Here is a 13,073-nt window from a genome sequence, read left to right as displayed (position 1 = left end):
TTAGTTGCATTATTGGCATCACCCGCACCTCCGCCACCTCCAAGAAATAACCTGTTTATTGCATAAGGAACGGTAGAACCTTGCCGGCCACCCGTAAGTGTGTTGTCTCCAGTTGCACCAACCCAAGCCCATCCGCCTAATCCACCTGCAGAGCCGTTACCGCCTCCCCTCCACCGGCATTGTGCACGTTACCGCCTCCACCAGCGTTACCCGGTGCACCTCGGCCATAATCGCCATCCGGATAACCCTGCACACCATTATCTACCTGGTTATAGCCATCCCACATAAAACGTGGCGTACCTACAATACCTTCTCCCTTTGTACTTGCCAAGGAGGGATCTGTGGTGACGTATAAACTCTCTTGCTTATTTAATATGGTTCTAGGTAATAAATAACCACCCCGAAAACCAGTTGCACTTGCATCAATTACACGACCGTTCATGGTTAAAGTTCCGGCAACATCAATTGCAATTAAACCACCAGCTTTACCATTCCAGGGAATGGTTTTGATATCGGTGGTCATCGTCAGATTAGAATATTGCATTAAACGCACAATCTGGAAACGCCTTTGCCCCTTTGTAGCAGTTGCATCCGAATTCACATAACTATTTACCAATCCGCCGCCTGTTCCCGATGCTTTAAATTGCAATGTTCCCCCTGCAGTGGTTACATCATTAAGTGCAACTACATACTCATAACGGCCAGCCGTTACTGTTCCCGTATAACCAGAACCATTATTGGCAGCTATGCCTGATCCATATGATGAAGTATTGGTTGTATTGGCATCAGCACCCTGCATCTGAATGATTAACAACAAATTACCTTTGGTTATTTGTGTGTTACCAAAAGAAAATACAGTGCTACCTACCTGAAATGAAGCCGGTACTGGATCCAACTCTAAAGAAGTACTTCCAGAGTTCAAAGTAATATTTCCAGATTTGGAAGGATAAAATGTATTTGCAGCGGTACTTAAATTTGCTGCACCATCTGCACCAGGTGTAGCGCATATAGGCGTTTGTGCATTTGAAACAGATACACAAAAAGCAAGACAGAAATAGCGAAAAATGCACGGTTAATGGAGCGAAATTGTGCTCTTAAATTAATTTCCTTACCAAAAAAAATACGCAAATAGCGAGACGGAGAGTGTAATTTTTTATTCATAGGCTGAGACGACATGCGCTTGTATCATTAGGGGGAATGATACCTTTTTATAATGCTGTTTTATTTCAAAAAAGTATTTACGTAATCTTAAAACCCATGGTTTCAAAAACAGAAAATTTTACGAGCATTATTTTTAGTAGCGCACTTTATTATTTATTTATATGCGCAAAGATATATTATTAACGGTCACTTTTTTCAAGTTAGGTGCAAAATAAGTATAATTAATTATACATAAAATCAATAATTTGATATTTATCAATTAAAATATTGGTTTAAAGCATATATTAACATATTTCACAAACACCTATCAATCAGATGTTTTGATATTAATCAAATAAATAAATACAACCTATAGCTATGCTTATACCAAACAATATCAAATACAGCTATTATATGGGCCGTTCATTTTAAATAATCAGAAATTATTTTAATTAGAAGTAGTTCGAATGGCAAGAATTAAATAAAACTTTGACCGTTTTAAAATGTTGAGTGAGTAATAAAATATTTATGTTATGAAAACCAGAAACGATAAAAACACAGCTGAAAAAGAGCATAAAAGTAAAGGAAGCTCAAAGGGAAAGGCTTCCTTCGATCAAAACGGAAAGGGTTCTTCAGATAAATTTGGTCAGGCTGGCTCCACACCTAACGAATCAGGAGCGAGTGGGCTTGGTACGGTAAATAAAAACAGGAAGGCTTAGAAAAGATAAAAAGAGTAAAATACTCTTTTTATCTTTCATAGATACTCATCTTTTCAGCTAGTTCTATAATACTTTTTATTTTCAGCTTTTGAAAAAGCCTCAATTTATAAGTACTTACTGTTCCCATTTGAAGATTTAGCTGATTAGAAATTTCTAATACTCCAATCCCCTTAGTTAATAATTCTGCTACTTCTAATTCTCTACCCGAAAGTTTGGTAAAAGGATTATCGGCATCGTTCCCCAATATGCTGTTGAACATGTTTTCCTTAACATTTCTGCTCGAATAGCGACTGCCTGCTAAAATGGTTGTAATGGCGGTTACAATTTCTGATTCTTCTGCATTTTTGGTTAAGTAACCCGATGCACCAGACTTTAAATACGGAACAGCATAAATGTTTTCATTCAAAGATGAAAATACCAGGATTTTCGCATTCGGCTGAACCAATTTAATTTGGTCGATTACCTTAAGATTGTTACCTCCGGGCAAATTCACGTCAATGATGATTAAACTTGGTGATTTTTCTGTTTCCACAAGCGCCTGCTCTAAGCTAGCTGCATGAATGATTTCAACACCAGGCCAAAAGTCTGATATTAAACCTTTTAATCCACGACGGATGATCTCGTGATCATCAGCGATGAGCACAGTAAAAGTACTTACGGCATTTTTTGTTTTCATTATTTTAAGAATATTCTGCAAGTTAATAAAAAGTTATTTTTTTGTACGCAATTGTAGTTAATTTTTCGTTTAAATGTGTAAATATTATTATACACAAGTTCACAGTTTTGTTTAAAACGTCTTGAGACCTGCTAATCTGATCTTTGGTTTAATGAACGGTATGGAAAGAAAATCTCATGTTTGCCGCTGTTATTGCCCTCTAGCGGGTCAATTGAAAAACCGTACCATAAACCAATTCTGAGTTTTTCTGATGAAAAAATATGTACTGCTCCTACAACAGCGTTCCAGGATGTAAGATCATGTTGCAAATAGTTTTTATCATACAGCTTTACTCCTGTCTGGTAGGAACAGTCAAGCCAGATAAAATCTTCGATCATCAAAAATGCATTCAGATCCAAGCTCGTCGGGCCTCCCAGGCCGTATTTTAACAGGAAAGTAGGTTTAGCCTGAAAATCTTCAGAAAGCAGAAACAATGTCTCGTCAGCTCAATAATAATAAGGCTTCGGCTATATAAAATTGCTTGTTCAGCGTATTTCCTTTTCACGAAGGAACTTCAGATCTGTTAAAATCCTAAATCCTTTATTTAAAAAACAAGAAAATAAAATCAAATTAAAGGAATTAAATCTTAGCCCTGATCCTACTCAATGTTTCAAGTCGGATGGCTAAAAAAGAAGCAATGTATTTTAAAGAAACACGGTTAATCAAATCAGGAAATGAGATTAAAAAACGTTTATATCTTTTCTCGGCAGATGAAATCCGGCAAAGATAAGCACGTTCCTCTGCCGAACGATAATATAATTCCATCATCTTTCTGCCAACAATATTGGCTTCAGGAAAATTTTCGTAAAGATATTCTGATAATACATGTGGGATAGCAACTAAATCAACATCTTCTAATGCCTGTAAATACTCATCCGATTCGCCATCTATCCACAAATTACGTATAGTGCCTACAACTTCATTCTCTTTGGCGATCCATGTGGTAATCTCGTTATCTCCATCCTTAATAAAACCCCTAACTACACCTTTAACAATTAAAAAAAGGAACTTGTTACGGTCTACTGGTGAAACCAGATATTTATTTTTTTTGTAGCTAATTGGAAAGGTATGCTGGTTAATCCGCTTTTCTATTTCATTATTAAGCGGATGGAATTTCTTAAAAACTGAGATTAGTGGAGAAAAATCGTTGTATTTCTTCCACCTATCTCCATCAGATAAATTAACTGCGATCATAGCAAGAAATTAGGATAGGCGCAATCCTGCTATATATATCTAAACAGGATTACTATGTAAGTATAGGAAGATTGAATTGAAAAATGATCTTTTTTTTGAATTTTCTAAATTTTACAAACTTTAAAATAACTTTTCTACCCCTAATCCAAATAGTGCAAAATCATACTTCACCGGATCTGAAGGATCGAACTGTTTCAGATTGTCCGTTAATTCAATTGCAGTCAACCAATCAGTCTGTTTTCTGTTAATCAGTCCGAGCAGTCGCCCTACCCTATCTACATGTACATCACAGGGACAGATTAAATCTTTTGGCTGAAGCGTATTCCAGATACCAAAATCGACACCATTTTGATCTACCCTAACCATCCATCGCAAAAACATATTTAAACGCTTACAGGTAGATTTTTGCTTTGGCGAGGAAATGTGTTTCTTCGTCCGGTGAGGAAAATCTTCCAAGGAGAAAAAATATTGTCTGAAATGGTTCAGGGCTTGCTCTATCGAGAAATTAAGCGCAGCAGCATAACATAGCTCAGAAGTGTAGCTTATTTCAGTTTTTGCCGCTGATACTTCTAAATATTCTGACCTAAAGACATTTTGTTTTGGTACAAATGCCTGCTCCAAACTATCGAAGTTTTGATAATGCTGTTTAAAAAACGAAATAAAATAAAGTAAATCGGTATCGTTAAATGTACGGTGTTTAAAATTCAGCAGCCGTTTTAAATCGGTATCGGTATGATTAACAACAAAATCATAAGGCGCATTATCCATACGCCCCAACAGTTCCTTACATTTATTAATAATTGTTTTCCGCTGGCCCCAGGCTAAAACCGCTGCAAAAAAGCCCGAAATTTCTATATCCTGTTTTTTTTCAAAAAGATGCGGAATACAAACCGGATCGTTTGCTATAAAATTTGGCTGATTATATTGTTCAACTTTACTATCCAGAAAATTCTTTAACTCCAAAAACTGCATCGTTAGCTTTTTTTTTAGACGTAAATAGCAGCACAATCGTTGCCATTTAAACCGGATTGAAACGGTTTCCTTTTTTGTTTGTGCTAATTTAATGAAGCAGATACCTAAACAAAAAAGATTTAGTGTAAAGCCGGGCTACCATTAATTTTAGAATAAGACCTGCTTTACAAAAAAACGGGCAAATATTTTATCTGCCCGCTCGAAATATTATACTAATGCATTTGCTAGATCCTCCAAAAGATCATCAATATCTTCTACTCCAACACTTAAACGGAGCAAGTTATCGGTAACACCTACTTTCTCTCTTTCTTCTTTCGGAATAGAACCATGTGTCATCGTTGCCGGATGGTTAATTAGTGATTCTACCCCACCTAATGATTCAGCTAAGGTGAATACCTTAAAATTAGAAGAGATTCTAAAAGTTTCTTCCAGATCAGCACCTTTTAGTGTAATCGAAATCATCCCGCCAAAACCACGCATCTGTTTTTTAGCTACATCATGATTAGGATGGTCTTCAAAACCTGGCCAATAGATTTTATCAACTTTTGGATGTGTTTTTAAATAATGTGCAATGCGCTCCCCATTTTCACAGTGTGCCTTCATTCGAAGGTGGAGCGTTTTAATCCCTCTCAACACTAAAAAAGCATCTTGCGGACCAGGTGTTGCACCACAGGCATTATAAATAAACCAAAGGTCTTTATACAATTGCTCATCGTTTGTTACCAAAGCGCCCATTACCACATCAGAGTGGCCACCGATATATTTGGTTACCGAGTGCATTACAATATCAGCACCCAGATCGATCGGGTTTTGTAAATAAGGTGATGCAAACGTATTATCAACCGTAAGGATTAAATTTTTCTCCTTTGTAATTTTAGCTACCCCTTCAATATCGATAATCTGCATGGTAGGATTAGTAGGTGTTTCTATCCAAACCAATTTGGTTTTATCATTAATATACGGCAATATATGCTCTGGCTTAGAAAGATCCAGAAAATGAAACTTGATTCCGTATTTAGTGAAGATTTTGGTAAAAATCCGGTATGAACCTCCATACAAATCGTTTCCGGTAATCACTTCGTCGCCCGGTTGCAATAATTTTAATACGGCATCTGTTGCCCCATTCCGCTCGAAAAGGCCAAACCATATTTAGCGTTTTCTAAAGCAGCTAAACAATCTTCCAAAGCTTTACGCGTTGGGTTTGTTCCTCTTGAATACTCATAACCCTTGTTATCTCCAGGAGATTTCTGCCAATAGGTAGAGGTTTGATATATCGGTGTCATTACCGCACCTGTGGTTGGATCAGGCTCTTGACCTGCATGTATAGCTTTAGTTGCGAATTTCATTTTTATAGTATCAAGATTGACAAGTACCAAGTATCGAGATAAGATTCCAAAACACCTACATCCCCGATACTATTTTACATTAATATTTAAATTGTACGCCAGAAGAACCAGTCCTTCTAAAAACGATTTTAAACTTATTTTTAAAGCAGTAGAAAGGAAACTATCGCTTCCGAACTTCCGACTCAAGACTGTTTAATACGCTCTGGCAAAGAGTACTCTTTGTATAGATGGTTTTCCTGAATAAATACAAACACCATCTTCCAATTTATTATTTAACGGAATACAACGTATAGTCGCTTTCGTTTCTTCCTTTATTTTTTGCTCCGTTTCTGGCGTTCCATCCCAATGTGCAGAAATAAAACCGGCTTTGGTATCTAACAATTCCTGAAACTCTTCGTAACTGTTGGCTTCAGTAATATGCTCATCACGATAAGCCAAAGCTTTATTGAACATGCTTTGCTGAATATCTTCCAATAGCTTGATGATGTAAATATCCAAGCCTTCCTGAGGTACAGTCTGTTTCACTTTTGTATCTCTACGGGCAATTTCTACCGTTTTATTTTCCAAATCACGGCCACCAATGGCAATACGGATTGGCACACCTTTCAACTCATAATCTGCAAACTTAAATCCAGGGCGCTGTGTATCTCTATCATCATATTTCACAGAAACCCCCATGCCTTTTAAACGCATGGTTAATTCATTTACATAAGTTGATATTTTGGTTAAATCTTCATCTCCTTTATAAATTGGAACAATAACGACCTGGATTGGTGCTAATTTCGGTGGAATAATCAATCCTGAATCATCGCTGTGCGCCATAATCAAAGCCCCCATTAAGCGTGTAGAAACACCCCACGAAGTAGCCCATACATGATCTAATTTCCCATCTTTACCTGTAAACTTAACATCAAAAGCTTTGGCAAAATTCTGACCCAAAAAGTGAGATGTACCTGCCTGTAAAGCTTTACCATCCTGCATTAAGGCCTCAATACAATAAGTATCTAAAGCACCGGCAAAACGTTCATTCGGCGATTTACGGCCTCTGATTACCGGAACTGCTAACCAATTTTCGGCAAAATCGGCATAAATATGCAACATACGTTCTGTTTCCTCAATCGCCTCTTCTGCTGTAGCATGTGCAGTATGCCCTTCCTGCCACAAAAATTCGGCTGTACGCAGAAACAACCTCGTACGCATTTCCCATCTTACCACATTTGCCCATTGATTGATCAGTATTGGCAAATCACGGTACGATTGGATCCAACCTTTATAGGTATTCCAAATAATGGTTTCGGATGTTGGACGAACTATTAATTCCTCTTCCAATTTTGCAGTTTCATCAACCACAATATTTCCATTCCCATCATTTTTTAACCGGTAATGCGTTACTACTGCACATTCTGTCGCAAAACCCTCAACATGAGAAGCTTCTTTAGAGAAAAATGACTTTGGGATGAATAATGGAAAATAGGCATTCTGATGCCCTGTATCCTTAAACATCTTATCTAAAACAGCTTGCATTTTTTCCCATATAGCATAACCATTTGGCTTTATAACCATACAGCCACGCACTGCAGAGTGCTCTGCTAAATCTGCTTTTAACACAATATCATTATACCACTGGGAATAATCTGCTTCTCTACTTGTAATTTCTTTGCTCATCTTATGTATTTGGAACGTAATTTGTATGTTAAAAAGTGTAAAATCCGACGGCAAATTTATAAATTTATGCCTACAAACGATCAACAATTGACATCAATTGTGATTTAACATTTTTAGACTAAGTAAATAGTTAGGAATTAACTACTTTTGAAACTTGTTTATTACATTCGTGAACACACACAACTAAATATAAACACAATGAAACCAATTAAATTTTTACCCATTGTTATGATTGCCGCCGCAGGATTGGTGGCTTCATGCTCTACATCAAAATTGGCTCAAACTAAGCCAGCTGATGATGTTTATAACTCTGTAGCAAAAGCTAGAGAGATCGAAGTGGTACTTCCTTCACAACGCCAACAAGCACAAAACCAGGCGCAAGGACAAGAAGAATATGACGAATATTATGGAACTAGTAATCCTTATTACGACATGGATTACTCGTCTAGAATAAACCGTTTTTATAATGGCTACAGCTTTCAAGGCTACTATGACCCTTATTTTGACAATTATTACTACGGAAGCAGTTATGGTCCTTCTAACTATTTGGGGTTTGGCTTAGGCTGGAACAGTGGATACGGTTTAGGTGGCTGGGGCGGAAGCTTTGGTTATGGCAGTATCTGGAACAATCCATTCTATTATGGCAACTTTGGTTACGGATGGAATAATCCTTATGGTTGGAATTCATGGGGCCCTTATTCTTATTATGACCGTTACGGTTGGGGCGGTGGATATTACGGCGGTGGCTGGGGTATCGGCGGCGGATACTATGGTGGCGGTGTGTATACCAATAGAGGTTATAGCAGACCAAGACCTGGAAGTGACGATAGAGGCACACCACGATACGGAAACGGCAATGCCGGAAACGCGGGCAGGCCGAGCAGATCTGGTGTTACAAATCCAAACGGTGTAGGTTATGTTCCAAATATTAACGCAGGAAGACCAACCAGAAGCCAGGGTAATGGCGGATATCAACCTCAGGGTACCCAAGCTGGCAGACCAACCAGAAATGACAACTATTCACCTCAACAAGGTACACAAAGCAGCAGACCTACCAGAAACGAGAGCTACAATCCTCCTGCAAGAACCGAGAGCAGGCCAAGTTATTCACCTCCACCATCAAATGGCGGCGGAAACAGTGGTGGTGGTTCAACCGGTGGTGGTGGCTCAAGACCATCTAGAGCAGGAAGAGGTTAATTTAAATCTAAACACACAACATGAAAAAATATATTTTAGCTTCACTAGTAGCTACAGTAGCCGCTATAGGAACGTCGTATGCCCAAAGTTATGCACCAGATGCATTCCGGTTCTCACAAACCAATTATGGTAGCTCTGCCCGATTTAAAGGAATGGGCGGTGCACAGGTTGGCGTTGGTGGTGATGTCGGCTCAATTAACGCGAACCCTGCCGGATTAGGTTTGTTTACTAAATCAGAATTTATTCTTACACCAGAGTTTAATTCAGTTTCTAATAATAGTGCCTATTTAGGCAATAATACAAAAGCAAATAAAAACCAGATTAACCTGAATAACATTGGTGTTGTATTTTACAGCCCAGCGGCAAGAGTAAAAGGTGCTGATGTAAATAAAGGATTAGTAAGTACCGTTTTCGGATTGAGCTATACCCGTAACAACGATTTTTTAAATAATATTAACTATGGTGGCATCAACACAAACAGCTCTATCAGAGACTCTTACGTGGATCAGGCTAACAATTATGGAGTTGATAACAGCATTGCAGGTGATGCTTATAAAAGTTATTTGATCAATAAAAACACTCCTACTTTTCCAAATCAGTTTTCTGCAGAACCTTATAACAATGCTAATTTTAATCAAAACTGGGATGAAGCACGTCTAGGTTCTACATCAGAATTTAACGTTGCGGGTGCATTGAACTTTGGTAACAAAGTTTACATTGGCGCAACAGCCAGTTTTGTAAACGTGAAATATACAAGCGATGCTACTTTCACGGAATCAGGTATTGTTAACTCATATAATGATGGGGATGCCTTACCTACATACAATGGAAACGAAAATTATAGCCTTACCCATTTTAGAAACCAGGAAACCAAAGGCGGCGGTTTTAATTTAAAATTGGGTGCTATTTTTAGACCGGTGAGCGAACTGAGAATCGGTTTAAATTTCCAGACGCCAACCTGGATGAATATTGAAGATAATACCAGCGAAACCTTACAGGCTACTACTGCAGGAAATGCCAATACCCCTCCTACCAAATCAAATAATCCTACTCAGTATTATTCATTCACTTATAATCTGCGTACGCCTTTAAAAGCTTCAGCGGGTATCAGTTATGTAATTGCTGGTACTGCATTAATCTCAGCTGATGTAGATTATGTAGATTATGCCTCTATGCGCTTTTCTGATTCTAACGGATCTGACCGTAAAACCATTAGTGATAATAATGCTTTTATTAAAGCATCTTATAAGGAAGCGATTAATTATAGAGTAGGTGCTGAAGTAAAAGTAACAAACGAATTTAGCTTACGTGCTGGTTATGGCGTAAATGGAAACGGTGTTAAAGGTGGCGATAATAAATTTTACCAAGGCCAATATTATACTGGCGGACTTGGCTATCGCATCGACAACTATTACTTCGATTTAGCATATCAGAATTACAAAACAAACTTCAGCTCTAGCCCTTATTTATTAGACGATTATTCAGAACCTGTTGCGGATGTTAAAAGCAATAGAAATAATGTATTCTTAACTTTTGGTGTAAGATTTTAGGTACTAATATAAAACTTATCTAAAAAAAGGCTTCAGCGAATCAACTGAAGCCTTTTTTGTTCATCACAAAATTAACAGGAGTAAATCGGAATTATTCGATACTAAATTATTCCATGCAGGCTTCCACCCTCTTGAGCCAAAGCATCCAGTTTTTTTTCAATGTCAGGGTCTTTGATCAATTCAGGCGCGTGGTGGGGCTTTTTCCTTGCATCAATAATCAACGAACCTTTACATCCCCAATGTTTATTAATGGTAAAATCGTTGATTCCATAAATATCGGCTGCCGGATTACTCCTTGTAAAAGCTACCCAAACCAGATTATCAATATTGGCCGCTGTAAATTCTGCATCATCAGCCAATATAATTAAAGGCAGGCCAGATAAATCCTGATCCATTAAAGCCATATTCAACAAAGCAATTTCTGCGGCTGTTTTCTCCGGGTTTAAATATTTGTCACTTTCTAAAACTAAAACCCCTGGAATGGCTATTTTGGGTTGGTAAAATCCGTCGCTCAGTTTCAGTCCTTCAGGATGCTTATCCCATAGTTCGCGCTGCTTATCCCCTGCCGCAGCAATTACAACTTTCGATCCACTGTTTAATCCATCACCACTATAATCAAGCGTATCAATCGTGGTATTGGTATAAAAATGAACATCCCTTGTTAAATCGATCCGCTCTAAAATATGGGTAAGAAAGGCTTCAATATGGTGCGTGCTTAAATGCTGGTCATCCTCTTTGGCAGCGATAAACAGATATTTGGCTAAACTCAATTGGTTTTTTCCCAGTATGTGATTGGCTATGGTTAAAATTTCCTGAGGCCTGCGCACTTTTAAATAAGGTGTATAACGTTCGCTACCAATGGCGAAAAGCAAAGGGTGAACGCCAGCTGCATCAACCGCATGAACTTCTTTTAAACCATGTATTTCTTGCGGAATGGCAGAACCGGTAATCTCATGGATTAAAGCCCCAAAACTGGTATCCTCCTGCGGTGGGCGGCCAACAACCGTAAACGACCAAATAGCGTCCTTTTTATGGTATACATGGTGTACCTTCATCAAAGGGAAAGGATGTGTTAAACTGTAATACCCCAGGTGATCGCCAAAAGGCCCTTCTGGTTTATTTTCGTTTGGATAAACGGTGCCCGTGATGATAAAATCGGCATCTGCAGAAATACAAAAACCTTCATCATCGTAAAAATAACGGAAGCGCCTATCGCCCAAAGCACCAGCAAAAGTCATTTCAGATAAACCTTCAGGTAACGGCATTACTGCAGCTAAAGGATGCGATGGAGGTCCGCCAACGAAGATACTCACTTTTAAGGGTTTACCTAGTGCGTTGGCTTTAGATTGGTGTACCCCAATCCCCCTATGAATCTGATAGTGCAAGCCAATCTCCTGATCCTGAATATAATCGTTACCGGCCAGCTGGATCCGGTACATACCCAAATTGGCATTTAGTACGCCCGGCTTGTCTACATCTTCCGTATACACCTGGGGCATGGTAACAAAAGGTCCTCCATCCATAGGCCAGTTTACAATCTGTGGTAACTGACTGATACTTGTTTTTAAAAACTTATTTTTTGCCGAAGATGTTTTAAGTGGCAAGGCCGATAAAGCCGACATTGCCGAACCTGCATATTTAAATGGATTTTTTAATGCTTTTATGGGATCATTTCTTAACGATACCAGCTGTTGTACTTTTGGTAAGGTATCTCTAAAAATAAACTTCGATCTTTCTAAGGTTCCAAATAAATTCGAAACTGCAGGAAAAGGACTTCCTTTAATTTTTTCAAATAAAATAGCTGGCCCTTTATTTTCGTAAACCCTTAAATGGATGGCTGCCATTTCTAAATAGGGATCTACTTCTTCTTTTATCCTGATTAAATGACCGTGCTTTTCGAGATCGGATACGCATTCTGCTAAACTTTTGTATGCCATGCCCAAAGATAAATAATTAGATTTTCTACGAAACAAAAAAGCCTCATATAAGCAGATTTTACAATAAAGCTACTTACACGAGGCTTTTAACCTAAGGGATGGTATTACTTTTTCCCTGCGAAAGAACGTAACATCCAGGTATTTTTCTCTTTAAACTGCATGAAACGGTTAACCATATCGTTAGAGCCATCGTCTCCGGCCGCATCTGTAGCTTCTAAAAGTTCTCTTTCCAATTCGATCAATGCGGCCATATCATCCAAAACCGCATCTACCATATCAAGGTCTTTCAGTCCAATCGTGTCAATCTCTTTAATTTTAGATTCTTTAATATAATCAGCAAAACGGCTATGCGGTGCTTTACCCAAGGTTAATACGCGCTCAGCTATCTCATCGATAGTTAGTTGTGCATTGGTATATAATTCTTCAAACTTAACATGTAAAGTAAAAAAGTTCTGTCCTTTAATATTCCAGTGGCAACCTCTTAATTTTTGATAATGAATATGATAATTTGCCAAATAATCATTTAACAGATCTACAACTGGTTTAACCTCTTTTTCGTTTAAGCTTATTTCTTTAGCGTCCATTTTTTTACTTTTTAGGAATGTATTTTAATATCTATGTAACAACCCAAATTTAGA

General features: G+C 38.0%; 11 protein-coding genes and 1 pseudogene. 3 read left to right on the top strand and 9 right to left on the bottom strand.

What is annotated here, in order from left to right:
* Nucleotides 1–136 precede the first annotated feature (136 nt).
* On the bottom strand, nucleotides 137–922 hold the full coding sequence (locus H9N25_RS06660; protein ID WP_190328356.1) for a hypothetical protein: 786 nt from the start codon (nucleotides 920–922) through the stop codon (nucleotides 137–139).
* A 751-nt stretch (nucleotides 923–1,673) separates the two neighbouring features.
* Here H9N25_RS06660 and H9N25_RS06655 point away from each other — a divergent pair.
* A complete protein-coding gene (locus H9N25_RS06655) occupies nucleotides 1,674–1,859 on the top strand; it encodes a hypothetical protein (protein WP_167293954.1) in 186 nt (61 codons plus the stop codon).
* A 28-nt stretch (nucleotides 1,860–1,887) separates the two neighbouring features.
* On the opposite strand, the gene H9N25_RS06650 is transcribed toward H9N25_RS06655, so the two are convergent.
* The 6 genes and pseudogenes from H9N25_RS06650 to proS all read right to left on the bottom strand — a co-directional run bounded on the left by H9N25_RS06650 (nucleotide 1,888) and on the right by proS (nucleotide 7,751).
* The gene (locus H9N25_RS06650) at nucleotides 1,888–2,535 is read right to left on the bottom strand and encodes a response regulator (RefSeq protein ID WP_167293953.1); all 648 of its coding nucleotides are present in this window, start codon (nucleotides 2,533–2,535) and stop codon (nucleotides 1,888–1,890) included.
* 131 nt (nucleotides 2,536–2,666) lie between these two features.
* Complete coding sequence (locus H9N25_RS25405) at nucleotides 2,667–3,008, bottom strand: type IX secretion system membrane protein PorP/SprF (protein ID WP_190328355.1); 342 nt, start codon at nucleotides 3,006–3,008, stop codon at nucleotides 2,667–2,669.
* Nucleotides 3,009–3,153: 145 nt separating this feature from the next.
* Nucleotides 3,154–3,768, bottom strand: coding sequence for a Crp/Fnr family transcriptional regulator (locus H9N25_RS06640; protein WP_167293951.1), 615 nt, complete (start codon nucleotides 3,766–3,768; stop codon nucleotides 3,154–3,156).
* A gap of 120 nt (nucleotides 3,769–3,888) precedes the next feature.
* A complete protein-coding gene (locus tag H9N25_RS06635) occupies nucleotides 3,889–4,740 on the bottom strand; it encodes a TIGR02757 family protein (RefSeq protein WP_190328354.1) in 852 nt (283 codons plus the stop codon).
* Between the two features lie 207 nt (nucleotides 4,741–4,947).
* Nucleotides 4,948–6,086 (bottom strand): annotated as a pseudogene (locus H9N25_RS06630) (cystathionine gamma-synthase).
* A 192-nt stretch (nucleotides 6,087–6,278) separates the two neighbouring features.
* Complete coding sequence (gene proS, locus H9N25_RS06625; protein WP_167293948.1) at nucleotides 6,279–7,751, bottom strand: proline--tRNA ligase; 1,473 nt, start codon at nucleotides 7,749–7,751, stop codon at nucleotides 6,279–6,281.
* 198 nt (nucleotides 7,752–7,949) lie between these two features.
* On the opposite strand from proS, the gene H9N25_RS06620 reads away from it, so the two are divergent.
* Together H9N25_RS06620 and H9N25_RS06615 are read left to right on the top strand one after the other, a co-directional pair.
* The gene (locus tag H9N25_RS06620) at nucleotides 7,950–8,948 is read left to right on the top strand and encodes a hypothetical protein (protein ID WP_190328353.1); all 999 of its coding nucleotides are present in this window, start codon (nucleotides 7,950–7,952) and stop codon (nucleotides 8,946–8,948) included.
* 20 nt (nucleotides 8,949–8,968) lie between these two features.
* Nucleotides 8,969–10,498: an OmpP1/FadL family transporter gene (locus H9N25_RS06615; protein ID WP_190328352.1), complete on the top strand. Its 1,530-nt coding sequence runs from the start codon at nucleotides 8,969–8,971 to the stop codon at nucleotides 10,496–10,498.
* A gap of 101 nt (nucleotides 10,499–10,599) precedes the next feature.
* Here H9N25_RS06615 and H9N25_RS06610 read toward each other — a convergent pair whose 3' ends face one another.
* Together H9N25_RS06610 and H9N25_RS06605 are read right to left on the bottom strand one after the other, a co-directional pair.
* Nucleotides 10,600–12,435, bottom strand: a complete 1,836-nt coding sequence (locus H9N25_RS06610; protein WP_190328351.1) for a UbiD family decarboxylase — start codon at nucleotides 12,433–12,435, stop codon at nucleotides 10,600–10,602.
* A 104-nt stretch (nucleotides 12,436–12,539) separates the two neighbouring features.
* Nucleotides 12,540–13,019, bottom strand: a complete 480-nt coding sequence (locus H9N25_RS06605; RefSeq protein ID WP_167293944.1) for a Dps family protein — start codon at nucleotides 13,017–13,019, stop codon at nucleotides 12,540–12,542.
* Nucleotides 13,020–13,073: the final 54 nt, after the last annotated feature.

It is taken from the genome of Pedobacter riviphilus (assembly GCF_014692875.1).
Lineage (GTDB): Bacteria > Bacteroidota > Bacteroidia > Sphingobacteriales > Sphingobacteriaceae > Pedobacter > Pedobacter riviphilus.
Note: the sequence above shows the minus strand (reverse complement) of the source record. Positions and strands in the feature narration are given on the sequence as shown.